This is a genomic window from Nocardia farcinica, assembly GCF_001182745.1.
Classification (GTDB): domain Bacteria; phylum Actinomycetota; class Actinomycetes; order Mycobacteriales; family Mycobacteriaceae; genus Nocardia; species Nocardia farcinica.
Window position 1 is genome coordinate 2146122 of the sequence record NZ_LN868938.1, and the last position, 24587, is coordinate 2170708.

Below are 24587 nucleotides of genomic sequence, written 5' to 3' on the forward strand. Positions count from 1 at the left end.
GACAGCACCCGTCAGGACGGGGCGGCAGCGCGGGTGGCGCCCGCTGCCAGCGCCGCGGCGACGGCGACGATCACCGCGGCGATGGCGAAGGCGCCGGTGAAGGAGCTGCCGAGCACCGGGACGACCAGCAGCGGGCCGATGACCTGGCCGATGGCGTAGAGGGTGGTGAGGGTGGCGGCGGGGCGCGCGACGGGCAGCCGGTTGCCGAGATCGATGGCGAGCACCACCACGCCCATGAACGTGCCGCCGAAGGCGAGCGCCGAGATCAGCGCGGCCACCAGGCCGTCGTGCAGTGCGGGCGCGGCCACGCCGACGGCCTGCACCGTCAGGGCCGCGACGAGGGCGCGTCCGGTACCGAAGCGGCGGGCGACGGCGTGCCAGGCGACGGTCGCCGGTGCGGCGGCCAGCCCGACCACCAGCCACAGCGCCGGTCCGGTGGCGGCCGTGGTGTCCGGCCCGGCGACCGCGGCGACCAGGAAGGTGCCCACGATGATGTAGCCGACGCCTTCGGCGAAATAGGCGCCGAGCAGCAGCAGCCAGGCCCGGCGCTCCCGCGGTCCGGGAGCCGGACGTGACCCGGTGACGTCGGTGCCGATCTCCGGCCGGATGTCGAGCAGCCAGGCGGGCGCCAGCAGCAGCGCGGTCAGCACCGCCGAGCCGATCCACAGCCCCTGCCAGGACAGGTGCGGCCCGGCGAGCAGGGTGAACAGCCCGGTCACCGCGATGCCGGAGCCGACACCGGCGAACGCGACGCCGAGCGAGGCGCCCTCGGCGCGGTGCCGCGACACCGTGCTGGCGCACGCGATGAAGATCGCCGCGCTCGCGACCCCGGCGGCGAACCGCAGCGCCGTGTGCACCGCCACCTGCGCGCTCGCCGCCATGGCCGCTTCGCTCGCGATCAGCACCAGCGACCAGGCGAGGAACGTGCCGCGGCGGCTCAGCTGCGGCAGCCGGGTCAGCAGCAGCGCGCCCACCAGATAGCCGGCGTAGTTGCCGGTCGCGATCACGGCGCCGTCGCCGGCGCCGAGTCCGGTCGAGGCGGTCATGATCGGCAGCAACGGGGTGAACACGAAGCGGCCCACCCCCATCGCCGCGGCCAGCCCGGCCGCGGCCGCCACGCCGATCGCGCGGCCCCGCGGCGCCAGGCGCGGGCGTTCCATCGTTTCGGTCACCCCCTGCACGCTACGAGCACCGCGACCGTCCGGGAAATGCTTGCTCAACATGGTGTATACGCTCGACGCATGGATCTGCAGGTGCGTCATCTCGCCGCGTTCGTCGCGCTGTGCGACACGGGCACCTACACGCGGGCGGCGGCGCGGCTGCACCTCACCCAGCCTTCGCTCACCCGCACCATCCAGGACCTGGAGCGGATCCTCGACTGCGACCTGGTGATTCGCGGTGGCCGCGGTCTGGAACTCACCGCCGAGGGCGCCGAGTTCCTGCCGCGCGCCCGGCGCATCCTCACCGACCTCACCGAACTGCACGACGACATGCGCGGTCGCGCCGTGGTCCGGCTCGGTTTCGCCTGGCTGCTGCCCTCGGACTGGTTCGCCGCCACCCGCGCCCGCTACGAGGCACTGGGCGGCACGCTCGCCATCCACCGCGTCGACGATCCCGCCGGCGCGCTCGAACACGGACGCATCGACGTCGCCCTGGCCCGGACCGTGCACCGGGAGAGCGCCGCGATCACCTGGCGCCGTATCGGCACCGAACGCCGCGTCCTCGCGGTGTCCACGCACTCCGCGCTGGCGCGGCGACCCGGGCTGTCCTGGGCGGACCTGGCCGCCCATCCGCTGGTCGTCAACATCCGCTCCGGCACCACCACCCCCGCCGACTGGCCGGACCCGCGCACGGACCGAGAGATCGTCACCTGCACCAACTTCGACGAATGGCTCGAACTGGTCGCCGCCGACCGAGGGATCGGCGCCGTGCCCGACATCGCCGTCGAGCGCGCGCCGCATCCCGGCGTGGTCTACCGCGACCTGCCCGACATTCCCGACTCGCCGCTGTTCCTTGGCTGGCGCAGCACTCCCCCACCGGCCCGCTCGACCCGCCGCTACCTCGACGTCGCGCTCGACACCGGATGAGGTTCAGCCCTCGGGCGTGAGCGGGGCGGTGACGGCGGCCAAATCTCAAGGGGTGGAACGCCTTCCCCGGTCAGAGGCCGATTTTTCGATTCGGTTTGGCGTTCCGGGGTGATGCTCGCTACTGTTCCACTCGGTAATAGCAAGCACGGATGAAGGAGGTAGTTCGAATGATTTTCGAGTTCGTCTCTGATCTGCTCGCTGCTCTGCTCAGCCTGATCGGTCTCTGACCGACCGGAATCCGAACCGCCCCCTACCGGCCGTGGCGTCGCCACTCACGGTAGGGGGCGAGTTTCGTTCATTCCCAGTTCATCTCACGTTCACCGAGACGCGTGCGCCGGGCGGCGACTCGGGCCGACCAGGACTCAGGCGAGCCAGGCCCGCGCCTGCTGCGCCGCGGCGCGCACCTCGGCCAGCTGCTCGGCCACCCGCGTACCCGCGGTGCCGCCCTTGGCGTTCCGGGACGCGATGGACCCCTGCACGGTGAGCACCTCCCGCACGCGCGGGGTGAGCGCCGGATCGATCGCGGCGAACTCCTCATCGGTCAGCGCGTCGAGTCCGACGCCGCGCGCCTCCGCCGCCCGCACGCAGGCACCGGCCGCCTCGTGCGCGACCCGGAACGGGACACCCTCGCGGACAAGCCATTCGGCGATGTCGGTGGCCAGCGTGAACCCGGCTGGTGCCAGCTCGGCCATCCGGTCGGTGTGGAAGGTCAGCGTGCCGACCAGGCCCGCGATGGCGGGCAGCAGCAGTTCCAGCTGCGCCACCGAGTCGAAGACCGGTTCCTTGTCCTCCTGCAGGTCCCGGTTGTAGGCCAGCGGTTGGGCCTTGAGGGTGGCCAGCAGGCCGGTGAGGTTGCCGATGAGGCGACCCGCCTTGCCGCGGGTGAGCTCGGAGACGTCCGGGTTCTTCTTCTGCGGCATGATCGAGGAGCCGGTGGACCAGGCGTCGGCCAGCGTCACGTAGCCGAATTCCGGCGTGCTCCAGATGATCACCTCCTCGGCCATGCGGCTGAGGTCGACGGCGATCATGGCCAGCACGAAGGCGGCCTCGGCGGCGAAGTCGCGGGCCGAGGTCGCGTCGATCGAGTTGGCCGCGGCGGCATCGAAATCCAGGTCGGCGGCGATCGCCTCCGGATCGAGCCCCAGCGACGACCCGGCCAGCGCGCCCGAACCATACGGCGACACCGCGGCGCGCTTGTCGAAATCGCGCAACCGCTCGATGTCACGCAGCAGCGGATGGGCGTGGGCGAGCAGGTGGTGCGCCAGCAGCACCGGCTGAGCGGCCTGCAGGTGCGTCTTGCCCGGCATCACCGCGTCCGGATGGGCGGCGGCCTGCTCGACCAGCGCGTCGACCACGTCGAGCACCCCCGCGGCGACCCGGCGCACCCCGTCACGCAACCACATCCGGAACAGGGTCGCGACCTGGTCGTTGCGGGAACGGCCCGCGCGCAGCCGCCCGCCGACCTCCGCTCCCACCCGGTCGATGAGACCGCGCTCGAGCGCGCCGTGCACATCCTCGTCGGTCTCGGCGGGCACGAACGCCCCCGACGCGACGTCGGCGGCCAGCCGGTCCAGGCCGGCCAGCATGGTGTCCAGGTCGGCGTCGGAGAGCAGTCCCGCCTTGTGCAGCACCCGGGCGTGCGCCTTGGAGGCGCGGATGTCGTAGGGCGCCAGCGCCCAGTCGAAGTGGGTGGACTTGCTCAGCGCCGCCATCGCGGCGGCCGGACCGGACGCGAACCGCCCGCCCCACAGCGCACCGGTGTTCGTGCCGCCGCTCTGCGTCATCGTGTTGCCGTCTCTCCCGTTCGAGGTGCGGAACTACTTCTGGTTCAGGTCGCGGCGCGCGGCCACCTTGGACGACAGGCCGTGGATCTGCACGAAGCCCTTGGCCAGCGACTGGTCGAAGGTGTCGCCCTCGTCGTAGGTGGCGAGGTTGAAGTCGTAGAGCGACTGCTCGGAGCGGCGGCCGTTGACCACGGCCGAGCCGCCGTGCAGCACCATCCGGATGTCGCCGGACACGTGCTGCTGGGTGTCCTGCACGAAGGCGTCCAGCGCGCGCTTGAGCGGGGAGAACCACAGGCCGTCGTAGGCCAGCTCGCCCCAGCGCTGCTCGACCTGGCGCTTGTAGCGGCCCAGCTCGCGCTCGATGGTGACGTGCTCGAGCGCCTGGTGCGCGGTGATCAGGGTGATCGCGCCCGGCGCCTCGTAGATCTCGCGGCTCTTGATGCCCACCAACCGGTCCTCGACCATGTCCAGGCGGCCGACGCCCTGGCGGCCGGCGCGGTGGTTCAGCTCCACGATCGCCTCGAGCACGCTGACCGGACGGCCGTCGATGGCGACCGGCACACCCTTGTCGAAGGTGATGATCAGTTCGTCGGGCGCCTCGAAGTTGACCGTGGGGTCGGCGGTGTAGTCGTAGACGTCCTTGGTCGGCGCGTTCCACAGATCCTCGAGGAAGCCGGTCTCGACGGCACGGCCCCACACGTTCTGGTCGATGGAGAACGGCGACTTCTTGGTGACGTTGATCGGGAGCTTGTTCTCCTCGGCGAAGGCGATGGCCTTCTCCCGGGTCCAGGCGTAGTCGCGCACCGGGGCGATCACGTTCAGGTCGGGCGCGAGCGCGCCGATGCCGACCTCGAAGCGCACCTGGTCGTTGCCCTTGCCGGTGCAGCCGTGCGCGACGGTGTCGGCGCCGTGGAACTTGGCGGCCTCGACCAGGTGCTTGACGATCAGCGGCCGGCTGATCGCCGAGACCAGCGGGTACTGGCCCATGTAGAGGGCGTTGGCCTGGATGGTCGGCAGGCAGTACTGCTCGGCGAATTCGTCGCGGGCGTCGATCACGATCGACTCGACCGCACCGCAGTCCAGCGCGCGCTGGCGCACCACGTTCATGTCCTCGCCGCCCTGGCCCAGATCGATGGCGACGGCCACGACCTCGGCGCCGGTCTCCTTGCCGATCCAGCTGATGGCGACGGAGGTGTCCAGCCCACCGGAGTAGGCGAGTACGACGCGCTCGGACATGTCTTCAGTGCTCCTAGGTTTGCGGTACGTGTGTCAGCAGTATGGCGCTCGGCTGCCCGAGCGGTGGGCCCAGCCCGGTCCCGACGCCGTCGGACTCGGCCTCGGCGGGCCCGCGCCGTTCTGCAAATGATTATGCACGATGATGCAATCCCATTCACAACCGGGGTGCCGAACTCTCCCACCAGCGCAGATTCCCGGTCCAGACCCCTTGGCGACGCACCGCCGCGGTGGAAGGCTGGGCCTTACCCCATCCACCCCGGATGCGAAGGAACCACCATGTTCGACCAGTTCATCGAACCACTCCAGCCCCTCGCCGAACAGAACCGCGACCTCATCGGCTTCGTCGTCATCAACCTCGGCAACGGCATGCTGGCGGCGGCCAAGTGGGCACTGGAGGCCGCCACCCCGATCCTCCAGCAGTTCTTCGCCAAGTAGGTTCGCCGCGGGAAATGCTCACCGGCCCCAGGGGTCGATGAGCGGAACGTTCATGGGCCGCGGCGCGCTTCGCATCGACCCGCACACCTTGTCACCGCTTGACGCTCCCGGAGGAATCGAATGGCTACCCGGCGTGCTTCGCCGCGACCGTTGACCGAGCTCGAGGTCGGTGTCGTCACCAAGTTGCTGTCGTCCGGTACACCCGAGGCGGGCCGGTTCCTGGCTCAGCTGCCATACGCGCGCGTGGTCGCCACCTGGGGCGTGGGCTCGCCCAGCGTAGACCTGGAGATCGGCCCGGGGGCGGTTCCGGTATCGGGCTCGACCGACGGGATACTCGCCGGCGGTGCGGTGCGCGATGCGGACGGAGCGCCGGTCGGGGAGGTGCTGGTGTGGGTCGGGGACGGCTGGTTGAGCGGAATCGAATACGCCTGGTACACCGACGAGCGGCCGCGGGCGTTGCCCGACCCGGACCGGATCGACCTGTTGTAGGGCTGGTGGGGCACGTCCGCCGGCGAGTTCGGCCCGGCCGAGGAGATCCGGCCGGGCCGGGACCCGTCACGCTCCGGTGAACCGCTCCCCCGCGACCGACGTGGAAGGCCGTCCGTCGACGCCGACGGGGATGTCCCCTTCGAGGGTGGTGCGGTAGAGCACCCGGGTCACGTCGAGGTGGTCGATGTCGCTGGGGGCCAGGTGGGCGGTGGCGCGGTTGTCCCAGAACGCGATGCTGCCGGGACGCCAGCGGAAGGAGACGGTGAAGGCGGGGTCGGTGAGGTGGTCGAAGAGCAGGCGCAGCACGGCGTCGGACTGCGCCGGGGTCAGGCCGACGATGCGGGTGGTGAAGCCGGGGTTGACGAACAGGGCACGTTCGCCGGTCACCGGATGCACCCGCACCACCGGGTGTTCGGTGACCAGCGGGGCGGCGGCCACCTTCTTGGCGTAGTCGCTGTCGGTGCTCCAGGCCGGCCTGCTGCCGCCGAAGCGGTGTTCGGCCCGCAGACCGTCGACGAAGCGGCGCAGCGATTCCGGCAGGTGCTCGTAAGCGGCGACGAGGTTGGTCCAGCGGGTGTCACCGCCCCGCTCGGGGGCGATCTCGGCGCGCAGGATCGAGGCGGCGGGCGGGTTGATCAGTGGTGAGACGTCCGTGTGCCACTGGTTGGTGTAGCTCGCCTTCCGCACCCCGAACCGCTTCTCGTACAGGCGGGTGTCGACGGCCAGGATCTCCGGGTAGTCGGTGGGCGCGTCGTCGTCGTAGGGGTGCGACGGCGTCACCGCGCCGAAGCGGCGGGAGAAGGCGACGTGTTCGGCGTGGCCGATGTGCTGGTCGCGGAAGAACAGCACCTTGTAGGTGTGCAGGGCGGAGGTGATGGCCTCGACCTGCGGGTCGGTCAACGGCTCGCGCAGGTCGACGCCGGTGATGTCGGCGCCGATGTGTCCGGCGACGGGCGCGACGTGCACGGTGTCGGTGGTGACGGGGTTCTCGGTCACTGCGGTCATGGGAACTCGTTCCGGGAGAAGGGGTGCGGGCGGCGAATACGCGGTCCCCACCGACAGGCGGCGCGGGTGACGCGCAGGAAGTCCACCGCGCGTCGCCTGGTCAGGGGGATGTCGCCGGGCCGCGCCTTCGGCAGGCTCATCGGCGCGGCCTCACGCGCTCGCCGCGGCCGGACCGCGAACGGGCTCTCCACGGGCGCGAGCCCGTAGTGTCCGCGCAGGGTGTCGGCCTCGTACTCGGTGCGGAACAGCCCGCGTTCCTGCAGGATCGGCACCACCTTGTCGACGAAGTCGGTCAGCCCGCCCGGCAGGTACGGCGGCATGATGTTGAAGCCGTCGGCGGCGCCGTTCTCGAACCACCGTTGCAGTTCGTCGGCGACCTGCTCCGGCGTCCCGGCGAAGGACCGGTGCCCGCGACCACCGCCGAGCTTGCCGATCAGCTCGCGCACCGTCAGCCGCTCCTGCTCCGCCAGCTCCTTCACCAGCACGAATCTGCTCTTGTTGCCCTGGAAATCGGCCACGTCGGGCAGCGCGGGCAGCGGCGCGTCCAGCGCGTGCGCGGTGAGGTCGACACCGAGCAGCCGCGACAGCTGCCCGAGTGCGTAGTCGGGTGAGATGAGTTCGGTGAATTCCCGCTCGAGTTCGCGCGCCGCCCGTTCGGTGTCGGCGAGGTAGGGCACCAGGCCGGGCAGCACCTTCAGATCCTCGGGGGCGCGTCCGTGGGCGGCGACCCTGGCTTTCAGGTCCCGGTAGAACGCCTGCCCGTCGGCGAGGGTGCGCTGTGCGGTGAAGACCGCCTCGGCGTAGCGGGCGGCGAAATCCTTGCCGCTCTCCGAGGAGCCCGCCTGCACCAGCAGTGGGCGCCCCTGCGGGCTGCGCGGGGAGTTCAACGGTCCCCGCACCCGGAAGCGCGGGCCGTCGTAGTCGATGGTGTGGACTTTCGCCGGATCGGCGAAGACGCCCCGGTCCGGATCGAGCACCACGGCGTCGGATTCCCAGCTGTCCCAGAGGCGCAGGGTCACATCGAGGAATTCGCGCGCCCGCTCGTAACGCCCGGCGTGGTCGGGAATGCCGTCGAGGCCGAAATTGGCCGCCTCGTCCGCCCCGGCGGAGGTGACGATGTTCCATCCGGCGCGGCCCTTGCTGATGTGGTCGAGCGAGGTGAACTTCCGCGCCAGATTGTAGGGCTCGTGGTAACTGGTGGAAGCGGTCGCGATCAGCCCGATCCGCGAGGTCACCGCCGCGATCGCGGACAGCAGCGTGACCGGCTCGAACACCGCCAGGGTGTTGCGTTCGACGCGCGGGCCGACCGCGAGGCCGTCGGCGAAGAACACCGAATCGAGCTTGCCGCGTTCGGCGATGCGCGCGAGTTCCTGGAAATGCGCGACCTCGAGCACCTGGTGTTCGTCGGGGCGCGGATGCCGCCACGCGGCCTCGTGGTGTCCGACGCCCATCAGGAACGCGTTGAGATGGAATTGCTTCGGGGACATGGAAGTTTCCTCGGTGACGACGGGATTCGGTCAGTGGTTGCTCTCGGCGCGCCAGCGCGAGAAACGGCGCTCCAGCGCGACCAGCAGACCGTTGAAGGACAATCCGAGCAGCGAGATCGCCAGAATCCCGGCATACATGTTCGGGATCTGGAAGTTCTGCTGCGCCGCGGTGATGAGATAGCCCAACCCGGCTCGCGCACCGACCATTTCCGCCGCGAGCAGCACCAGAATGGAGCTGGCGGCGGCCATGCGCAGACCCGTGAAGATGGCGGGAATCGCGGCGGGCAGGATCACCTTCTGGAACAGTCGCAGCGGTGTCAGGCCCAGCGACGCCGCGGATTTGATCAGCAACGGGTCGACCGTCCGCACGCCGGTGATGGTGTTGAGCAGGATCGGAAAGGTGCTCGCATACACCACCAGCGCCACCTTCGAGGTCTCGCCGATGCCGAGGATGAGCACGAACACCGGCAGCAACGCCAGCGCGGCGGTGTTGCGGAACAATTCCAGGATCGGGTTGAGCAGGTCGGCCACCGGCTTGTACCAGGCGATCGCGACACCGAGGGGCACCGCGATGGCCAGCGCGATCGCGAATCCGCTCAGCGACCGGCCGAGGCTGGTGGACACGTGCGTCCACATCTCGCCGCTGCGCACCAGGTCCACGAACGCCTCCGCGACGGTGGTGAACGGCGGCAGGAACACCTCGTCCACCAGCCCCGCCTGCGGGGCCAGCTGCCAGATCGCCAGGAACGCCGCGATCGCGAACAGCGGTTTGACCCCGCGCCACACGGTGCGACCCGCCACCGCGGCGAGGCGGGCGCCGGCCGAGGGCGCGGACTCGACGGAGGTGGCGCGCACGTCCGGGACGGCGTCGGGGCGGACATCCACAACACTGGTCATGCGGAGACCTCTCGGGATTCGTCGGTGCGGGCGGTCAATTCCTCGTCCTGGGCGCGGGCGACCTCACCGCGCAGCAGCGTCCAGATCCGGTGCCGGTAGGCGCGGAACGCCTCGGTGGAGCGGATGTCCTCGCCGGCGTCGCGCTCGAGGTCCACATCGACGACGGCCTTGATCCGGCCCGGGCGGGAGGTCAGGACCGCCACCCGCTGTCCCAGATACACCGCTTCGTCGATGCCGTGGGTGATGAACAGGATGGTCTTGCCGGTGGCGCGCCAGATGCGCAGCAGTTCGTCCTGCAGCGACTCCCTGGTCTGGGCGTCGAGCGCGGCGAACGGTTCGTCCATCAGCAGCACTTCGGGGTCGAACGCGAGGCTGCGCGCGATCGCGACCCGTTGTTTCATCCCGCCCGACAATTCGTGCGGGTAGCGATCGCCGAATCCGGTCAGTCCCACCAGGTCCAGATACCGGTCGGCGATCTGCCTGCGCTCCCGGCGCCGCACACCCTTGGCCTCCAGCCCGAACTCGATGTTCGCCCGTGCGGTCCGCCACGGCAGCAGCGCGTACTGCTGGAAGACGATCCCGCGGTCCAGCCCCGGACCGGTGACGGGTTCGTCGTCGAGCAGGATTTTCCCGGCGGTCGGCGTGCTCAATCCGCCGAGCAGATCCAGCAGCGTGGACTTCCCGGACCCGCTCGGCCCGACCAGGACGAGGAACTCCCCCGCCCGCACCTCGAGCGTGATGTCGTCGAGGGCGGTGAACCGTTCCGCGGAACCGCGCACGGCGAATTCCCTGCGCACCCCGCGCACCGCGAGTTTCGTCGCCGTCATTTCTGTGCCACCGCCTCACCGGTCGGTCCGCTCGCCGGCTGAAAGGTGCCGTTGGCGTAGGGGTTGAATTCGTTGGTGAACAGATCGCTCGCCCGCAGCTTGCCCTGATCCAGTTCGCCGTTGCGGACCAGCCAGTCGATCCAGATCTGCAATTCCTTCTCCGCGATCACCGCGCCGGGCACCGGAATACCCGGACTGCGCCAGTACTTCAGCAGGTCGGTGTTCTCGTTGCGGCCGCGCCGGTTGATGATGTCGGCGAAGCGGGCCACCACCTCCTCGCGCGGCGTCACCTGCAACCAACGCGTCGCGCGGGCCGTGCCCTGCACGAAATCGGCGACGGCGTCCCGGTTCCTCTCGATGAACTCGTCGCGGAAGACATAGGTGCCGTAGTCGAATTCGCCGAAGATCGCCTTGTCGGTGTAGAGCGGGCGCAGGCCGCCGCGTTCGAGGGCGGTCTCCCGGAACACCGAGCCGAGCGTGCCGACATCGACCTGCCCCTTGCGCAGCGCGTCCTCGGTATTGGCGGGCGGCACCACCACCAACTGCACCTGGTCGATCTCCGCCTCCGACAGTCCCTGCTGGTGCAGCCACTCGCGGGTGATGAACTCGTGGTGCGCGCCCAGGGTGTTCACCGCCACCTTCTTGCCGATCAGATCGCGGGCGGTGGTGATGGGCGAATCCTCGCGCACGTAATAGCCACTGAACGACAGCTCGTCGGCGCCGTAGGAGCTGAGCACCGAGGTGACTTTCGCGCCGCCGGAGATCAGTTTCACCACCGCGCCGTTGAACGCGCTGCCGAACTCGGTCTGATTCGTCGCCGCCGCCTGGATACTCGCCGGACCGCTGGTGGTGTCACCCTCCCATTTCAGGGAGATCTTGCTGAAATAGCCGAGATCATCGGCGAGTTCGAACGCGGTGACCTGGCCGGTGGTGCCCTGATAGCGCAGGACGGTCTTGCCGTCGGCGGTGGTGGCGGTGCTGGATTGGCCGCAGGCACCGAGGGTGGACAGGGCCCCCGCGGCGGCGAGCGCGACGGCGGCGGCCCGGGTGAGGCGCCGCGTGAATGCGGTTCTGGACATACTTTTTCCTTCGGAGGGCACGCCGGGATGCGTGGCGGCGAACCGGAATTCGGGAGAAACGACCGATGAACTCGCACCGGTCGCGCGGATGCGACGTTTCAGCGACAGATACCGTGCGGAACGCGCATAAGGTCGACCGCGCGCCGACGGACCAGCGCGGCCGGCACACGCCGCGCCGCCCCGCCGACGCACGCCACCCTCGGGCAGGGCCGATCGGTCGGGGCCATCACGTCATCCTCCGGAAACAGCAACATCGTTCGCGTGCACTGTTCCGCGTCGCGGCGCGCGGGACAATCCTTCGACGCGCGCTGCGCCTAACCCTCCCCGAGGATGGGCCCGCATATCCGCCATCGACGATCATTGCGACGACCACCGCCGGCGGCAGAACGATCACCAGGATCGGTCCGGCGTCGACCATCCTCATCGATGTACCCCGCCGATCCCGGACCAGCGTGCGAAGCTGACTCGCGGCGAAGCACATTCGACGTCGGCAATCGCCATCAGCCGATCCAGCGTGGCCGGATCGACATGCGCAGACGAAGGCAGCAACACGAGAGCAGGCGCGGCGAGACCGCCGGTGTGGCGGATCTTGTTCGATGACAAGTCCGGCGGACACGACAGCGCAGCGCCTGCGAGAATCACCGTTGCAGGAACGAACGCCCAACGGGACAGGACCGCCGTGGAAATCGACGACGCAGGCAGGCTCGACGGCCTCTTGCGTCGGGGCGCGGTCTCGGTCGCCGAGGCCGATTCGTTGCGGTTGGCGCCTGTTCCCGAGCGGGATCTGGCGGACACGCTACTGCTGCGGTTGTGTATGCAGCCGACCGACGAGGCTGCCGAAAATCTCTTCCTTCCGGACTTCGGCCTCTATGCCGACCTGGTGAAGCGAGAACCGGAGGCGCTCGGGCGGCTCGCGGAACCGGTGGCGCGGGTTCTGGGTGCCGCGGCCGACGGATACGCCGGGGACAACGCCGACGAGCGCTCCGTCGCCGTGCTGCGCGCACTGGGCGGGCCGGGTAGCAACCCGCGCCGATGGGCACTGGCGCTGGAGGCGCGCGTGTTCGCGCATCGAATCCGGGACGGGGTTACGCGTCCGATCGTCGGTGCCCTGGGGCTGGCCGCGGTGGATATCGACGCGGGTGCTCCACGGACGGCCGAGGTGCTGGCGGTCGAGCAGGTTCGGAGGCTGAGTGAGCGGTGGATCGCCGACCGCGCGGGCCGAGCGTGGACGGATGCCGAGATCGTCCGTGTGGCGCGCATGGTCACCTGGCCGGAAGCCGAGGTGAACGATGTATGTGGAGGATGACCTTTCGGTTCGCTCCCTGCTGCTTACCGGAGTGGTCACCGTGGCCGAGGCGCGCGCGATGCACCGAGACCGCCCCGTTGTCCGCGATTTCGTCGATTCGCTGCTCCTGGAGCTGTGCCGTCGACCCTTGGGAGACAACGGGAAACACGCGTTCGTCTCACCGTTCGAGAGCTTCGTCAGGCTGCTCGGACGCGAGCGGGAAGCGACACTCGCGCGGCTGCCCAACCCGGTGGCCGAGGCGTTGTCGATCGCCGCTGAGGGATTCACCCGGGAGAACCGCTTCGCCCGCGCCGCCGACGTGCTGAGCCGCCTGGGTGGGCCCGCACCCACGAACCGGGGGCGCGCACTGGCCTTGCACACCCGAGTTGGCGCCGCCCGGATCCGGGACGGCATCACCCATCCGGTCATCGGGCTGACGATCGTGCGGTATCCGACCCTGCGCGACACCGATGTCCGGACCCCGGAGGCCACCGCGATCACCGAGGCCGAACAGCTGTATCGCCGCTGGTGCGATCACCGTCAGCACCGTAGGACAACCGAGCAGAAGATCGTCGGGCTGGCCCATCGGCTCACCTGGCCGGAGTAGAGGCGCACCGGCCACGGCCGGTCCGAACCCATCACGCCTCGAATGACCCAACGATGCCTGCAAAACTCCCACCGGCGGTCTCCCGGATGCCGCGGATCTCGGAGAACGACGAGGCCTCCGCGTCGATCAGGTTCAGGGTGCGTTCGATCTGCCGGCGGGGTAGTGCCGGGTCCCTCCGTGCAGATGCAGGGCGCGGGAACAGTCGTGACGTCCGGGGCCGAAGACACGGGCATGGCCGCCTGTGGTCGCCTGGGAGATCTCATTCGGTGAGGGGCGAGGGGGTTTTCGTCGAGCGGTAGGACGATCCGTCGCGGGTCGGCCGCCAGCGACGCCAGTGCTTGGGCGACAGGCGGACCGGGAGGTGGTGTTGGAGATGTCGCGCCGCAGCTGCCAGGCGGTCGTCGGCGGGCAGGCTGAGCCAGAGCGAGATCGATGACGTCGTCGTCCCGATCGACGCACGCACGCCGGACGCGCCGAGGACGCGGCCGTACCCGTCCACGGGGAAGCGGGCGAACGTCTCGGGCGACACGTCCTGGTGTGGCTCGCCCGTCCGCGGGTCGAGGAGGCGGACCTGGGCGTCCCACACCAGGGAGGCCAGGGGGTGCCCGACGGCCCGGGCGGGCCTCCCTTCCACACGACCAGTGTCACGGTGGGATCCCCGGCAGGGAGGACACACGCGTCCAGGAAGGACTGCACGGCCTCCCAAGCCAGGCGGGGGTTCCTCGTCCGCAGGCGATGAGCACCGCCGGACGCGGCGGGCAGGCCGTCGTAGGTGACCACCTCGACGGCCGGATGTGCCTCGCTCATGAAACCTCCCCGGCGCAAGCGTCCCTCGCACTCCACGCCGAGAGATCGTCGGCGACGGCGCCGACGTCGGCCTGGTCGAGATCCCCGAGGCCGCCGGCATACACGCGTGCGTCGAGCGATCGCGCATCGGCGAGGAAGCCCCGCCCGCCCGAGTCGTCGCCGAAGAGCACGAAACCTGGCGCATGACGCGCCATCTCGAACGTCGCGTTGCGCTCGGCGGTGTCCGCCACGGCGTACACCGCGATACCTGACGGGGAGAGGAACCCGCCGCAGCGCGCGTACAGCGCCCGGAGCTGGTTGCCCAGGCCGTGCGGCAGCGACTGGTCCGGCCGCACCACCGCGTCCAGCGGCGGCGTCGGCCGCAGCCCGCCGAGGGACCCGGGAATGTGCGGCTCGGTCATGTCACGCGCCGGTGTCGGGTCGCCACCCGGAGGGATGACTGTCCGGCGTCTGCCCTGCGCGCAAACGGTCGATGTGGTACTCGGCCCACGACGCGACCATGCGTTCGGGTGTCGCGTGGTAGAGCTCCGACAGGGCGTTCAGAGCCCGGGCTCGTTCGGCGTCGAGCTCGATGGTGAGCTTCTGTGAATGCGATCGAGCGGCCACGGCACGATTCTATGGACGACGCCGCGCCCGATCTCCGCCGCGCCTGGCCCACCGGCCGGCAGCGCGGCGAGTCCGAGGGCGAGCCACCACCGCGAGACGGGTCCGAGTGAGGCACGCCCCGGCGTTACCCCACCCACCGCCGGGCGGCGTCGGCGCAGTCCTCCGGGGTGGTGTTGAAGGCGATGGCGGCCTGGGGGGCGTGGCGGCGGACGAGGTTGATGACGTTCTCGAAGAACAGCAGCAGGGGTTCGTGACCGCGGATGCCGCCGCCGATCACCACGCAGGCGTAGTCGGTGCGGGTCAGTGCCGCGGTGATGGTGTCCTCGGGGTGTTCGTCGAGGGCGACGAGGCACCAGTCGGCGTCGATCCCGTAGTCGTGGAAGCGGTCCCGGCCGCGCGCGATCGCGGCCAGGACCGGTTCGGGGTCCCAGCCCTCGAGCCTGGCGGGGTCGACTCCGATCACCAGTACGCGCGCTCCGGCCATGGGTGCTCCTTTCCACGCTCTGTCTTACCCCGCCGGTGCGGCGGTCGGTGCCGGTTTCCCTGCCCCGTGATGCTTCCGCATCCGGAAACCGGCGGCGCGGCGGAGCACGAATTCCAGGTCCGCGCGCCGAGAGGACGAGTTGACGTGCGCCGCGCAATCAGGTCCGCGACGGGCCCGAGCCGCCGGATTTGATCAAGACAACTGATCAACAGTCCCCACCGCCGTCCTCGGTGGCCGGGTCACCGCGATGGAAACTGGTAGTGTCGGTCTTGACTTGATCGCTTGTTCAGATCTGCCGCGACAGGCAGATCCGATCCGACAGGAGCAGAGGGATGGCCCGCATTCCCGCCGCCGAACGCCGCGCCGACCTGGTGGCCGCGGCCGTGCGGATGATCGCCGCGCACGGGGTGGACGGCGCGACCACCCGCCGCATCGCGCAGGAGGCGAACGCGCCGCTGGCCACCCTGCACTACTGCTTCGCCACCAAGGAGGTGCTGTTCGCCGCCGTCTTCGAGTACGTCGCCGGTCTGTACCGGGACGTGTTGACGCGCAGCGACATCCACGACGACGTGGAGCCCACGGCACGTGCGCTGATGCGCGGGGTGACGGAGTGGTACGTCGAGAACCCGGACCTCGGTGCGGCGATCGTCGAGTTGATCAGCTGGGCCCGCCGCCAGGAGGACAAGCAGGCCGAGATCGTCTACACCGAGGCGTTCGCGACCATGCGGGAGATCCTCGGCAACGCCGCGGCGCGGGCGGGCCGCCGGATCGGGCCGGACACCATCGACGCACTCTCCTACATCCTGTCCGCCCTGTCCGACGGATTCGCGCTGAACTGGATCGTTTTCGCCGACCGCGCGGCGGCGCGCCGCCAGATCGAGCTCACCGTCGCCGCGCTCGACACCTGGATGGCCGCGAACCTGGACGGCGGGCCGGACGCCCAGGCACCCGAGCCCGAGCCGACCCGGCGGTCGCTGGTGTCCTGGGTGAGCCTCGACTGATCCGGCCGCCGCATCCTCGCCACCGTCGCCGGCCGGAGTCGCACCTCAACGATCGGGCTGGTCCGGCCAGGTCGGGGAGCGACCGAGCAGCCGGAGGATGCGGTCCAGCGGTGCGCTCCCGTCGTCGACCGGCAGGGCCCGGGCGAAGGGGCTGTTCGGCGCGTCCCGGTCCGGCCCGTCGGGGACCATCTCCGCGATGCGCAGCACCGGGTCGGCGGCATCGGGGTCGAGGGTGTAGTCCACGCCGAGTGCGCGGGCCAGGTCCCAGCCGTGCACCACGTAGTCGACGAGGTGGAAGCCGACCGCCTGTTCACCCCGGACGGTCACCTCGGGACCGAATTCCGGGAGCGCGAAGGTGCGCTCCAGCACGTCGGGGACCGCGAAGGCGGTCAGGACGTCGTCGGCGGATTCGGCGTATTCGGCGGGGGTGTGCGGGCCGGGTGGCCGCACGTGCCAGTGGGCGAGGTCGGCGCCGTCGCCGCGCGCCGAGGCGGCGAAACCGCGGTGTTGAGCGGCCATGTGGGCCAGCAGGTCACCGACCGTCCAGCCGGCGCACGGGGTGGGCCGGGTCAGGTCGTCGGGGGTTACCAGTTCGGCGGTGGCCATCGTGGTCAGCACCGCGCGCCGGTCGAGTTCTACGAGATCGGAAGCCATGACCCAACTGTACGCAGATGCGTACTATATGTAAATGCTTACTAATTGTGGCCTGGGTAGGTTCTGCCTATGGGAACCACGGACCGCCCGGACCTGGCGGCGATGCTCGCACCGCTGATCCGCACGCTCATCGCGCTGGAGCGCCCTGTTCTCGAAGCACACGAACTGTCCATGTGGGCCTACACGGTCCTGTCCGCGTTGAGCCGCGGCACCGCGCGCGGCCAAGGCGCCCTCGCCCAGGAGATCGGCGCGGACAAGACCCGGATCATCGCGGTACTCGACGACCTCCAGGACCGCGGATTGATCGAACGCACCCCCGACCCGGCCGACCGCCGCGCCCGGCTGCTGGCGCTCACCCCCGAAGGCCGCCGCCGCTACGCCGCCGTCCACGCCGAGATCCAGGCCCGCGAGGACGAACAGGTGCTCGCTAACCTACCCGCGGCCGAGCGGCGCGGATTCCTCGCGGCGCTACGGGTATTGAGCGAGCGGTCGTCCACGGACGGGCGTGCGCAGAACTGACGTCACGGGTCGGCCACAGGGACCGACACTGTCGGTGGCGGCATCATTCGTCGTAGTCCGAAGGCCAGCAGATCATCGCGAGGACGACCGCGAGCGGAACGACGATCACCAGCACGAGCCCGACATCCGTGAGGTTCACCGATGCACCCCGCCGAAACTCGACCACCGCGCGAAGACCGCCTGGGAGCGGCACATTCGACATCGGCCACCGCCATCAGCCGATCGAGCGTCACCGCGTCGACGTGGGCGGTCGACGGCAGGAGGACAGCATCGACACCGGAAGCGGCAACCTGCTCGACCAACCCGAGTACTGAACAGGGGTCAGCCCACCCCCACTCGAAACCCAACCGCCGCGCAAGTCGACTCACTTGCGCCGCGTCCCACTCCGAGGTCGGTGAACAAGGGTCCACCCATCCCAACGCGTCCATTCAGTTGCTCCCCTACCCGGTGACCGAATCGGCACATGCCCTCCCGGTGCGATCCGTCCGCATCCGACCAACGATTCCCCGAAAGGCCCTGCCTCCGTTAGCGTTCCTCGACCGACCATCGGAGGTCGATCGGACGCCCGTTGTTGTGAAGAACTGTCAAGGGGTCGCTGAGATGCTGAACGAGGCCGAAGCTGGAGCGGAACTGCGCAACCTCAGGAAGTCCCGCGGACTGACGTTGGCAGCGGTCGCGCGACAGGCCGGGTGTGCAGAATCCCTGATCTCCTATGTGGAATCGGGTCGCAGGCGGCTGCAACCATGGCTTGCTGGACGCCTTGACGCCATCTATCGCACAGGTGGTGCCATCTCGGCGCTCACCGCCGACGCCGGGTCCGCTGTGGATGTCAGCGCGGAGCGGGTATCTCAGGGTGAGCTGCTCTTCGTCCGACTGCCCTCCGAAGGAGGTATCTCGATGCCGTTGTCACGAAGGGAGTTGCTGGCTTCACTGGGGGCGGGCATCACGACTGGGCATCTGCTCACCGAGTTCGAAAAGGCGCTGGACCGCATCCCGATCGACGATTGTTCCATGCAGCAGTTCGAGGATGCGCTCGACGGATTTCAGTCTGCCGCGCGGAGCCTGCCGCCTGCCCGCGTCATCGACGGTTTGACAAGCCATGTAGCTGTTCTCGAGATGTTGTGCCGTCGGACAGCGGGGCGACAACAGCTGGTTTGGCGACGCATGCAGGCGCGCTATGCGGAATCGTTGAGTTGGCTCAGCGAAGAACGGGGTGACCTCGCCGCGGCGATCTACTGGATCGATCGAGCCAGTCAGTGGGGACAAGCATCGGGTTGGCGGGATGTCGCGGCATACAGCTTCGTCAGGCGCTCGATGCTTGCCATCAGTTTCACCAACGACGGCCATCGCGCGGTCGACAATGCCGGCGCGGCATTCGGAATCGACGGAGTGTCGCCGCGGGTGAAGGGACTCGCCGAGAAACAGATGGCCTTCGGTTACGCCCTCGTCGGCGACGAGAACGCCAGTCTTCGCGCCCTGGATCGAGCGATGACCTATCTGGCGATGCCCCTCAGAGATTCTGACGACCTCCTGGGACAACGCAGCGTCGTCCACGACGACCTGTTCGCCATCTTTCGCGGCGCGGGAAGCACTCACCGCGTTGGACGCCAGTGAGCAACTCGGGTCGCTGTCTGCACGTAGTGAGCTCCGCCGCGCGCTGCCGGTACTGCACCGTTGGCGCAGGAGAGACGATATCCGCGCGGTGCTCCGGCGCCTGACGCCTATCGCTCGAGACGCCTGACTTCGAGCTGGTCCTCCGTCACGGTGCCGTCGGAACGCCGTACGACCCGATAGGCCGCCGCGGACTTTCGATCCGCGAACGCCCCCACGCACTCCGTCCCGGCAAAGTGCAACCCGGCGCCCGCCTCGGTGGTATACCCCTCGGGCAACTCCCCCGCCGCGACACAACTCCGAAAGTGCTCGCGGCGGTCGGAATAGTGCACAGCGTTGGAGAATGGAAGCAGGGACAGGCCGTCCGCGAAGGCGCGCATCGATCCGAACGAATCTGTGGTGCCCCCGGTGAACCAGCACAGCGAACCAGCCGACTCGCCACCCATGACCACACCTCGGGTCCAGCAGTCGCGGAGAATCTCATCGATACCGTGAGCACGCCACACCGCCAGCAGGTTGACGACGCTCCCCCGATCCACCCAGATGACGTCCTGCTCGTGCAAGTGCTCGGTCACGTTCGGCATATTCGGTTTGTCGAACAGGGCTAGGTGACTCGTCATCACTCCCGTACCGTCGAACGCGGCGTAGAACGCGTCGATACTGGTTTGCCGATCCCCGGTACCGGTTGTGACGAAGCACAGGCGCGGCCGGGACGGTCCGCCGGCCAGGTCGAATGCCAGACGGAACACCGGAGAGGGCTGCCACGGATCGCGCGCTCGATGGAAACCCATCGAGGTCGCCAGGATGGTCGGTCGCTCAGCGGGCATGCCGCCAATGTAGTGGGTCGTCTCGGCGGTGTCGGCCTCACCGGCAACACTTCTCGGCTTCCATGCCGACACCATCGAAGCCGGTACCCTCGGCCTTCGAGGAGGTGGACTGGGTGGACCGCAGGGACTTCGCCACTCTCGCCACGGCCGCGGCCCTCGGCTCGCGCCTGCACCCGGAACTCGAGCGACTCGCCGCCCTGCTGCCCGACGCCCGCACCGCCGCGACGAGAACCCGCGTGGGCGCGGCCGATGTCGCGGCGATCGAAGCGATGAACGACGGATTCCGGCGGTGGGACCTCGCCCATGGCGGCGGTCTGTGCCGGGCTGCGGCCCTCAGTCAAGTGCGCCAAGTCGCCACGCTCGATGCGGTGTGCGCACCGAACATACGAGGGCGGCTGCATGTCGCGACCGCCGACTTGGCGAGCATTGCCGGATGGCTCGCCTACGACGTCGAGGATCACGATGCCGCTCGTCGTCTGTGGACCTACGCCGTGCACACGGCACAACGGGCCGAGGACCACCCCCGCTCCACCGACCTCATGGTCATCATCCTGCTCGACATGGCCCACCAGGCGCTGCATCTGCGGCGGCCCGGGGACGCCCTGACGTTCGCACGGCTCGCCGCGGCCACCGCCACCGGCCGACGGCACCCGGTCTCGCCCACTACCGCCGGTTACATCCGGGCGGTCACCTCTTGGTGCTGGGCGATGCTCGGCGAAGCCGAACCGACGCGGCGAGCACTCGGCGAATCCGGCGAGAAGTATGCGGCGACGACACCGGACTCGGTTCCGCCGTGGGCCTGGTTCGTCACCGACGCCGAAATAGCGGGGCAGCGCGGACATTCGCTGCACCTGCTGTCGCTGTCCGACCCGCGGTTCGCCGAAGCCGCCGTGGCCGAGCTCTCGACCGCCGTCGCCGGTCATCCGATCGAGCACGAGCGCAGCCGGGCGGTCGTGCTGCCGACCCTGGCCGTGGCGCAGTTCCGAGCCGGTGACACCGCGTCGGCGGTGAAGACCGGGCACGAGGCGATCTCCGCCGGCACCGCGCTCGCCTCACGACGCTGCTTCAGCCGCCTGCGCGACCTGGACGCCGTCGCCGCGCGGCAGCAACCCACCGCCGAGGTGCGCGAGCTCCGATCAGCACTCGCCGCCGCACTGACGGCGTGAACGATGACCGTCGACAGCGGGCTTCCCGGGCGCGCGGCGCTGGAGGACGTCTGCGGCGCACAGGGATTGTCGACACAGAACGCCCGGCTGCTGCACCGGCGATCCAACGCGGTCTGGCTCGTCGAGGACGTGGTCGTGCGACTCGCGCCGAACACACCGCTGCGCAGGACACGCGCGGCCACGAGCATCGGCGTCACCCGCTGGCTCGAGACCGCGGCAACCGAACCGATCGCGCTGGCTCCACTGCCGGTCGACCAGCCGATCCTGACCGGGGACGCCGTCGCCACACTCTGGCCGTATCGGCCCACCGACTATCGCCCGAGGACAGCTGATCTCGCGCGGCTGGTTCGCCGGCTCCACGCGCAACCGGCGCCGCCCGTCCCGCTCCCGGAATACCGTCCGCTACACCGGTTGCGCGAGGCGCTGGACATCGATGCCGAACGGGCGGTACCGGCATTGGATCCCGACGACCGCGCGTGGCTGCGGTGTCGTGCGGCCGATCTCGTCGCTCGATTCGACGCGACGCGATTCCCGCTCGGCCGAGGTCTGGTCCATGCCGACGCCCACACCGAGAACGTCGTCCGCGACGGAGCCGACTGGAAACTCATCGACTGGGACAACGCCTGTTCCGGACCGCGCGAACTCGACCTGGCCGCCACGCTGCCCGACCATTTCCACACACCGGCCGCGGACCGCACGGAGTTCGTCACCGCCTACGGCTACGACCCGCTCGAGTGGCCGGACTGGACGGTGCTGCGCGACATCGTGGAGTTGGGGTCACTCGGCTCCTACATCCGGCTCGCCCCGACCCACCCACCGGCCGCTCACGAACTACGCCGCCGCCTCGCGTCCCTGCGCACGGGCGACCGCGGCGTGGTGTGGACGCCGGTGGGCTGAACGGGAGTTCGGATATCGGTTCCGGTGTGTCCGCCCGGATCAGGCCAGTTCTTCGATTTTCGCCGCCAGTTCGGCTCCGGTGAGGGGTTCGCGGGCGATCACCGCGATCGTGTCGTCGCCGGCGATGGTTCCCACCACGTACGGCAGCGCCGCGCGGTCCAGGGCCGAGGCGAGATATCCGGCGGCGCCCGGTGGGGTGCGCAGGACGGCGATGTTCCCGCTCGCGTCCGTGGAGACCAGAAGGTCGCCGAGGAGTTTCGACAGTCGGTCGGTGCCGCCGGTGACGCCGCGCACCGGGCTGCCGTCTTCGGGCACCACATACACACCCGCGCCGCCGTCGGCGGCGCGCAGTTTCACGGCACCGAGTTCGTCCAGGTCACGGGAAAGGGTGGCCTGGGTGGTTTCGATGCCCTCGGCGGCGAGCAGGGCGGCCAGCTCGGACTGGCTGCGCACGGCGTGGGCGGAGAGCAGTTCGACGATGCGGGACTGCCGTCCGGCGCGGGTGCGGGCGATGGCGGGGCCTTTGCCCTGCTCGGCGCCGCCGCGTTCGGGTGTGGAGACGCTCATCGTCGCGCCCCCACACCCCGTCGTCGGGCGGGCATACCGGCCGCGCAGGCAAGGGCGGACCTCATAGCGCCGCGCCTTCCCGCTTGGCCAGCAACCACACCAGCAGCGCCTTCTGCGCGTGCAGGCGGTTCTCCGCCTCGTCCCACACGGCGCTGTGCGGGCCGTCGAGCACCTCGTCGGTGATCTCGTCGCCGCGGTGGGCGGGCAGGCAGTGCAGGACCGACACGTCCGGCTTCGCCTCGGCGAGCAGGGCGGCGTCGAGGCGGAACGGGCGGAACGGGCCGACGCGGTCGAGGCCGTCGTTCTCCTGGCCCATCGAGGTCCAGGTGTCGGTGACCAGGGCGTCGGCGCCGTCGGCGGCGGCCTGCGGGTCGCCGGTGACGGTGACGGTGGCGCCGGTGTCGGCGGCGCGTTTGCGGGCGGCTTCGAGGACCCAGGGCAGGGGTTCGAAGCCGGCGGGGGCGGCGATGGTGACGTTCAGGCCCGCGGTGACGCCGCCGAGCAGCAGCGAGTGCGCCATGTTGTTGGCGCCGTCGCCGAAGTAGGCGAGTTTGCGGCCGGCGAGGTCGCCCTTGCGTTCGGTCAGGGTCAGCAGGTCGGCGAGCACCTGGCAGGGGTGGAACTCGTTGGACAGCGCGTTCACCACGGGAACGGTGGCGGCCGAGGCCATCTCGTCGAGGCGGCTCTGTTCGAAGGTGCGCCACACGACGGCGTCGACGTAGCGGGAGAGCACGCGGCCGGTGTCGGCGAGGGTCTCCTCGCGGCCGAGCTGGGTGTCGCGGCCGTCGACGACGACGGCGTGGCCGCCGAGCTGGGCGATGCCCATCTCGAAGGAGAACCGCGTGCGGGTGGAGTTCTTCTCGAAGATCACCCCGACCCCGCGCGGGCCCTCGAGCGGGCGGCGGGAGAACGGCGCCCGCTTGAGTTCGGCGGCCAGGGCCAGGATCTCGGCCTGTTCGGTGGGCGAGACGTCGTCGTCACGCAGGAAGTGCCGCAGTTCGCCGGACATCACCGTGCTCCCTTCGCGTCCGCCGCCGCGCCGTCGAGGATCGCGGGCAGGTCGGCGACGAAATTGTCGGCCTGGGTTTCGGTGAGCACCAGGGGCGGCGCCAGCCGGACGATGTTCGGCTTGGGCGCGTTCACCAGGTAGCCCGCCTCCCGGGCGCGCGCCTCGACCTCGCCGGACACGTTGTCGGTCAACACGATTCCCAGCAGCAGCCCGGCGCCGCGCACGTGGTCGATCAGCGGGTGCTCGAGCAGAGCGATGCCGTCGCTGAGCCGCTTGCCCACCGATTCGACGTGGGCGAGCAGGTCCTCCTGGTCGATGGTGCGCAGCACCGCCAGCGCGGCCGCCGCGCACACCGGGTTGCCACCGAAGGTGGTGCCGTGCATGCCGGGGGTGAGCAGGTCGGCGGCGCGGCCCTGGGCGAGCACGGCGCCGATCGGCAGGCCGCCGCCGAGGCCCTTGGCCAGGGTGATCACGTCGGGGACGATGCCCGCGGCCTGGTGGGCGTAGAACTTGCCGGTGCGGCCGATGCCGGTCTGCACCTCGTCCAGCACCAGCAGCGCGCCGTGGCGGGCGGTGATCTCGCGCGCCTTGACCAGGTAGTCCATCGGGGGCACGACCACGCCGCTCTCCCCCATGATCGGCTCCAGGAACACCGCGGCGGTGTCGGCGTCGACGGCGGCGGCCAATGCGGCGGCGTCACCGTAGGGGACGTGCACGACGCCGGGCGGCATCGGCTCGAACGGGGCCCGCTTGGACGGCTGGCCGGTGAGCGCGAGCGCGCCCATGGTGCGGCCGTGGAAGCCTTCCTCGCAGGCGACGATCTTGCGGCGGCCGGTGAGCCGCGCGATCTTGAAGGCCGCCTCGTTGGCCTCGGTGCCGGAATTGCAGAAGAACGCCTTGCCCGCGCCGTCACCGAAGTGCGCGAGCAGCCGCTCGGCCAGCTCGATCACCGGTTCGCTGACATAGAGATTCGACACGTGGCCGAGCGTGCCGAGCTGCTGGGTGACCGCCGCCAGGATGGCCGGGTGGCCGTGACCGAGGCTGTTGACCGCGATGCCGCCGAGGAAGTCGAGGTAGCGCTTGCCGTCGGCGTCGTAGACGACCGCGCCCGCGCCGCGCACCAGCGCCACCTTGGGGGTGCCGTAGTTGTTCATCAGCGCGGCCGACCACCGCTGCTGCAGATCCGATGTGCTCATGGGTGTATCTCCTTTCGGCACGGGC

26 protein-coding genes and 1 pseudogene are annotated in these 24587 nt (G+C 70.0%); 10 read left to right on the top strand and 17 right to left on the bottom strand.

From position 1 onward, the window contains the following. Positions 1 to 11: 11 nt before the first annotated feature. Positions 12 to 1172 (bottom strand): YbfB/YjiJ family MFS transporter, encoded by a 1161-nt coding sequence (locus AMO33_RS10470; RefSeq protein WP_307582711.1) that lies wholly within the window; start codon positions 1170 to 1172, stop codon positions 12 to 14. A 69-nt stretch (positions 1173 to 1241) separates the two neighbouring features. Here AMO33_RS10470 and AMO33_RS10475 point away from each other — a divergent pair, with 69 nt between their 5' ends. Then, complete coding sequence (locus AMO33_RS10475; protein ID WP_060592318.1) at positions 1242 to 2087, top strand: LysR family transcriptional regulator; 846 nt, start codon at positions 1242 to 1244, stop codon at positions 2085 to 2087. A 362-nt stretch (positions 2088 to 2449) separates the two neighbouring features. Here AMO33_RS10475 and argH read toward each other — a convergent pair whose 3' ends face one another. Both argH and AMO33_RS10485 read right to left on the bottom strand, forming a co-directional pair. Continuing rightward, positions 2450 to 3871 carry an argininosuccinate lyase gene (argH, locus tag AMO33_RS10480; RefSeq protein ID WP_060592320.1) on the bottom strand — a complete coding sequence of 474 codons (1422 nt, stop codon included), beginning with the start codon at positions 3869 to 3871 and terminating at the stop codon, positions 2450 to 2452. Positions 3872 to 3904: 33 nt separating this feature from the next. Further along, positions 3905 to 5107, bottom strand: a complete 1203-nt coding sequence (locus AMO33_RS10485) for an argininosuccinate synthase (RefSeq protein WP_011208493.1) — start codon at positions 5105 to 5107, stop codon at positions 3905 to 3907. A gap of 276 nt (positions 5108 to 5383) precedes the next feature. Between AMO33_RS10485 and AMO33_RS32070 the strand changes: the two genes are divergently transcribed. Then, positions 5384 to 5542, top strand: a complete 159-nt coding sequence (locus AMO33_RS32070; RefSeq protein ID WP_167547509.1) for a hypothetical protein — start codon at positions 5384 to 5386, stop codon at positions 5540 to 5542. A 120-nt stretch (positions 5543 to 5662) separates the two neighbouring features. After that, the gene (locus AMO33_RS10490) at positions 5663 to 6031 is read left to right on the top strand and encodes a hypothetical protein (RefSeq protein WP_011208489.1); all 369 of its coding nucleotides are present in this window, start codon (positions 5663 to 5665) and stop codon (positions 6029 to 6031) included. Positions 6032 to 6097: 66 nt separating this feature from the next. On the opposite strand, the gene AMO33_RS10495 is transcribed toward AMO33_RS10490, so the two are convergent. The 5 genes and pseudogenes from AMO33_RS10495 to AMO33_RS10515 all read right to left on the bottom strand — a co-directional run bounded on the left by AMO33_RS10495 (position 6098) and on the right by AMO33_RS10515 (position 11326). After that, entirely contained in the window at positions 6098 to 7036 is a 939-nt protein-coding gene (locus tag AMO33_RS10495; protein ID WP_060592322.1) for a TauD/TfdA dioxygenase family protein, read from the bottom strand. A 173-nt stretch (positions 7037 to 7209) separates the two neighbouring features. Continuing rightward, a pseudogene (locus tag AMO33_RS10500) lies at positions 7210 to 8523 on the bottom strand (LLM class flavin-dependent oxidoreductase); the annotation flags it as partial. A gap of 30 nt (positions 8524 to 8553) precedes the next feature. Further along, positions 8554 to 9420, bottom strand: a complete 867-nt coding sequence (locus AMO33_RS10505) for an ABC transporter permease (protein WP_060592324.1) — start codon at positions 9418 to 9420, stop codon at positions 8554 to 8556. Next, positions 9417 to 10247, bottom strand: a complete 831-nt coding sequence (locus AMO33_RS10510) for an ABC transporter ATP-binding protein (protein ID WP_060592326.1) — start codon at positions 10245 to 10247, stop codon at positions 9417 to 9419. Before AMO33_RS10510 ends, AMO33_RS10505 begins: the two co-directional genes overlap by 4 nt. Next, a complete protein-coding gene (locus AMO33_RS10515) occupies positions 10244 to 11326 on the bottom strand; it encodes an ABC transporter substrate-binding protein (protein ID WP_060592327.1) in 1083 nt (360 codons plus the stop codon). The genes AMO33_RS10510 and AMO33_RS10515 overlap by 4 nt, the downstream gene beginning before the upstream one ends. 589 nt (positions 11327 to 11915) lie before the next feature. Here AMO33_RS10515 and AMO33_RS10520 point away from each other — a divergent pair. Together AMO33_RS10520 and AMO33_RS10525 are read left to right on the top strand one after the other, a co-directional pair. Continuing rightward, on the top strand, positions 11916 to 12632 hold the full coding sequence (locus AMO33_RS10520; RefSeq protein ID WP_159005427.1) for a hypothetical protein: 717 nt from the start codon (positions 11916 to 11918) through the stop codon (positions 12630 to 12632). After that, positions 12616 to 13218, top strand: a complete 603-nt coding sequence (locus AMO33_RS10525; protein ID WP_139337517.1) for a hypothetical protein — start codon at positions 12616 to 12618, stop codon at positions 13216 to 13218. Before AMO33_RS10520 ends, AMO33_RS10525 begins: the two co-directional genes overlap by 17 nt. Before the next feature lie 259 nt (positions 13219 to 13477). Here AMO33_RS10525 and AMO33_RS10530 read toward each other — a convergent pair whose 3' ends face one another. The 4 genes from AMO33_RS10530 to AMO33_RS10545 all read right to left on the bottom strand — a co-directional run bounded on the left by AMO33_RS10530 (position 13478) and on the right by AMO33_RS10545 (position 15115). Then, positions 13478 to 13852 (bottom strand): hypothetical protein, encoded by a 375-nt coding sequence (locus AMO33_RS10530; RefSeq protein ID WP_240327474.1) that lies wholly within the window; start codon positions 13850 to 13852, stop codon positions 13478 to 13480. 169 nt (positions 13853 to 14021) lie between these two features. Next, positions 14022 to 14426 (bottom strand): hypothetical protein, encoded by a 405-nt coding sequence (locus AMO33_RS10535; protein WP_197657696.1) that lies wholly within the window; start codon positions 14424 to 14426, stop codon positions 14022 to 14024. 1 nt (position 14427) lies between these two features. Continuing rightward, on the bottom strand, positions 14428 to 14631 hold the full coding sequence (locus tag AMO33_RS10540) for a hypothetical protein (protein ID WP_011208480.1): 204 nt from the start codon (positions 14629 to 14631) through the stop codon (positions 14428 to 14430). 124 nt (positions 14632 to 14755) lie between these two features. Then, positions 14756 to 15115 carry a hypothetical protein gene (locus tag AMO33_RS10545; RefSeq protein WP_060592333.1) on the bottom strand — a complete coding sequence of 120 codons (360 nt, stop codon included), beginning with the start codon at positions 15113 to 15115 and terminating at the stop codon, positions 14756 to 14758. Between the two features lie 332 nt (positions 15116 to 15447). Here AMO33_RS10545 and AMO33_RS10550 point away from each other — a divergent pair, with 332 nt between their 5' ends. Next, positions 15448 to 16116 carry a TetR/AcrR family transcriptional regulator gene (locus AMO33_RS10550; RefSeq protein WP_060592334.1) on the top strand — a complete coding sequence of 223 codons (669 nt, stop codon included), beginning with the start codon at positions 15448 to 15450 and terminating at the stop codon, positions 16114 to 16116. A gap of 45 nt (positions 16117 to 16161) precedes the next feature. Here the strand turns inward: AMO33_RS10550 and AMO33_RS10555 are convergent, their stop codons facing one another. Further along, a complete protein-coding gene (locus AMO33_RS10555) occupies positions 16162 to 16770 on the bottom strand; it encodes a TIGR03086 family metal-binding protein (RefSeq protein WP_060592336.1) in 609 nt (202 codons plus the stop codon). 69 nt (positions 16771 to 16839) lie between these two features. Between AMO33_RS10555 and AMO33_RS10560 the strand changes: the two genes are divergently transcribed. Both AMO33_RS10560 and AMO33_RS10565 read left to right on the top strand, forming a co-directional pair. After that, positions 16840 to 17289, top strand: coding sequence for a MarR family winged helix-turn-helix transcriptional regulator (locus AMO33_RS10560; RefSeq protein WP_060592338.1), 450 nt, complete (start codon positions 16840 to 16842; stop codon positions 17287 to 17289). 600 nt (positions 17290 to 17889) lie between these two features. Further along, complete coding sequence (locus AMO33_RS10565; RefSeq protein WP_139337518.1) at positions 17890 to 18903, top strand: helix-turn-helix domain-containing protein; 1014 nt, start codon at positions 17890 to 17892, stop codon at positions 18901 to 18903. A 107-nt stretch (positions 18904 to 19010) separates the two neighbouring features. Here the strand turns inward: AMO33_RS10565 and AMO33_RS10570 are convergent, their stop codons facing one another. Further along, the gene (locus AMO33_RS10570; protein WP_011208475.1) at positions 19011 to 19727 is read right to left on the bottom strand and encodes a peptidase E; all 717 of its coding nucleotides are present in this window, start codon (positions 19725 to 19727) and stop codon (positions 19011 to 19013) included. 62 nt (positions 19728 to 19789) lie between these two features. Between AMO33_RS10570 and AMO33_RS10575 the strand changes: the two genes are divergently transcribed. Next, positions 19790 to 20893: an XRE family transcriptional regulator gene (locus AMO33_RS10575; protein WP_240327477.1), complete on the top strand. Its 1104-nt coding sequence runs from the start codon at positions 19790 to 19792 to the stop codon at positions 20891 to 20893. A gap of 3 nt (positions 20894 to 20896) precedes the next feature. Further along, entirely contained in the window at positions 20897 to 21790 is an 894-nt protein-coding gene (locus tag AMO33_RS10580; protein WP_060592346.1) for an aminoglycoside phosphotransferase family protein, read from the top strand. Between the two features lie 39 nt (positions 21791 to 21829). On the opposite strand, the gene AMO33_RS10585 is transcribed toward AMO33_RS10580, so the two are convergent. From AMO33_RS10585 to AMO33_RS10595, 3 genes are all read right to left on the bottom strand, one after another. Further along, positions 21830 to 22357, bottom strand: a complete 528-nt coding sequence (locus AMO33_RS10585; protein WP_011208472.1) for an arginine repressor — start codon at positions 22355 to 22357, stop codon at positions 21830 to 21832. A 61-nt stretch (positions 22358 to 22418) separates the two neighbouring features. Continuing rightward, positions 22419 to 23366 (bottom strand): ornithine carbamoyltransferase, encoded by a 948-nt coding sequence (argF, locus tag AMO33_RS10590; RefSeq protein ID WP_060592348.1) that lies wholly within the window; start codon positions 23364 to 23366, stop codon positions 22419 to 22421. Next, positions 23366 to 24562: an acetylornithine transaminase gene (locus tag AMO33_RS10595; RefSeq protein ID WP_060592349.1), complete on the bottom strand. Its 1197-nt coding sequence runs from the start codon at positions 24560 to 24562 to the stop codon at positions 23366 to 23368. Before AMO33_RS10595 ends, argF begins: the two co-directional genes overlap by 1 nt. Between the last annotated feature and the right edge of the window lie 25 nt (positions 24563 to 24587).

Coding starts and splice junctions, on each gene's coding strand:
- AMO33_RS32070 (WP_167547509.1), top strand. CDS start 5,384: ATGTTCGACCAGTTCATCGAACCACTCCAGCCCCTCGCCGAACAGAAC.
- AMO33_RS10565 (WP_139337518.1), top strand. CDS start 17,890: ATGCTGAACGAGGCCGAAGCTGGAGCGGAACTGCGCAACCTCAGGAAG.
- AMO33_RS10575 (WP_240327477.1), top strand. CDS start 19,790: ATGCCGACACCATCGAAGCCGGTACCCTCGGCCTTCGAGGAGGTGGAC.
- AMO33_RS10560 (WP_060592338.1), top strand. CDS start 16,840: ATGGGAACCACGGACCGCCCGGACCTGGCGGCGATGCTCGCACCGCTG.
- AMO33_RS10475 (WP_060592318.1), top strand. CDS start 1,242: ATGGATCTGCAGGTGCGTCATCTCGCCGCGTTCGTCGCGCTGTGCGAC.
- AMO33_RS10595 (WP_060592349.1), bottom strand. CDS start 24,562: ATGAGCACATCGGATCTGCAGCAGCGGTGGTCGGCCGCGCTGATGAAC.
- argH (WP_060592320.1), bottom strand. CDS start 3,871: ATGACGCAGAGCGGCGGCACGAACACCGGTGCGCTGTGGGGCGGGCGG.
- AMO33_RS10570 (WP_011208475.1), bottom strand. CDS start 19,727: ATGCCCGCTGAGCGACCGACCATCCTGGCGACCTCGATGGGTTTCCAT.
- AMO33_RS10510 (WP_060592326.1), bottom strand. CDS start 10,247: ATGACGGCGACGAAACTCGCGGTGCGCGGGGTGCGCAGGGAATTCGCC.
- AMO33_RS10535 (WP_197657696.1), bottom strand. CDS start 14,426: ATGACCGAGCCGCACATTCCCGGGTCCCTCGGCGGGCTGCGGCCGACG.
- AMO33_RS10545 (WP_060592333.1), bottom strand. CDS start 15,115: ATGGCCGGAGCGCGCGTACTGGTGATCGGAGTCGACCCCGCCAGGCTC.
- AMO33_RS10515 (WP_060592327.1), bottom strand. CDS start 11,326: ATGTCCAGAACCGCATTCACGCGGCGCCTCACCCGGGCCGCCGCCGTC.
- AMO33_RS10550 (WP_060592334.1), top strand. CDS start 15,448: ATGGCCCGCATTCCCGCCGCCGAACGCCGCGCCGACCTGGTGGCCGCG.
- AMO33_RS10495 (WP_060592322.1), bottom strand. CDS start 7,036: ATGACCGCAGTGACCGAGAACCCCGTCACCACCGACACCGTGCACGTC.
- AMO33_RS10580 (WP_060592346.1), top strand. CDS start 20,897: ATGACCGTCGACAGCGGGCTTCCCGGGCGCGCGGCGCTGGAGGACGTC.
- AMO33_RS10490 (WP_011208489.1), top strand. CDS start 5,663: ATGGCTACCCGGCGTGCTTCGCCGCGACCGTTGACCGAGCTCGAGGTC.
- AMO33_RS10585 (WP_011208472.1), bottom strand. CDS start 22,357: ATGAGCGTCTCCACACCCGAACGCGGCGGCGCCGAGCAGGGCAAAGGC.
- AMO33_RS10555 (WP_060592336.1), bottom strand. CDS start 16,770: ATGGCTTCCGATCTCGTAGAACTCGACCGGCGCGCGGTGCTGACCACG.
- AMO33_RS10505 (WP_060592324.1), bottom strand. CDS start 9,420: ATGACCAGTGTTGTGGATGTCCGCCCCGACGCCGTCCCGGACGTGCGC.
- AMO33_RS10485 (WP_011208493.1), bottom strand. CDS start 5,107: ATGTCCGAGCGCGTCGTACTCGCCTACTCCGGTGGGCTGGACACCTCC.
- AMO33_RS10525 (WP_139337517.1), top strand. CDS start 12,616: ATGTATGTGGAGGATGACCTTTCGGTTCGCTCCCTGCTGCTTACCGGA.
- argF (WP_060592348.1), bottom strand. CDS start 23,366: ATGTCCGGCGAACTGCGGCACTTCCTGCGTGACGACGACGTCTCGCCC.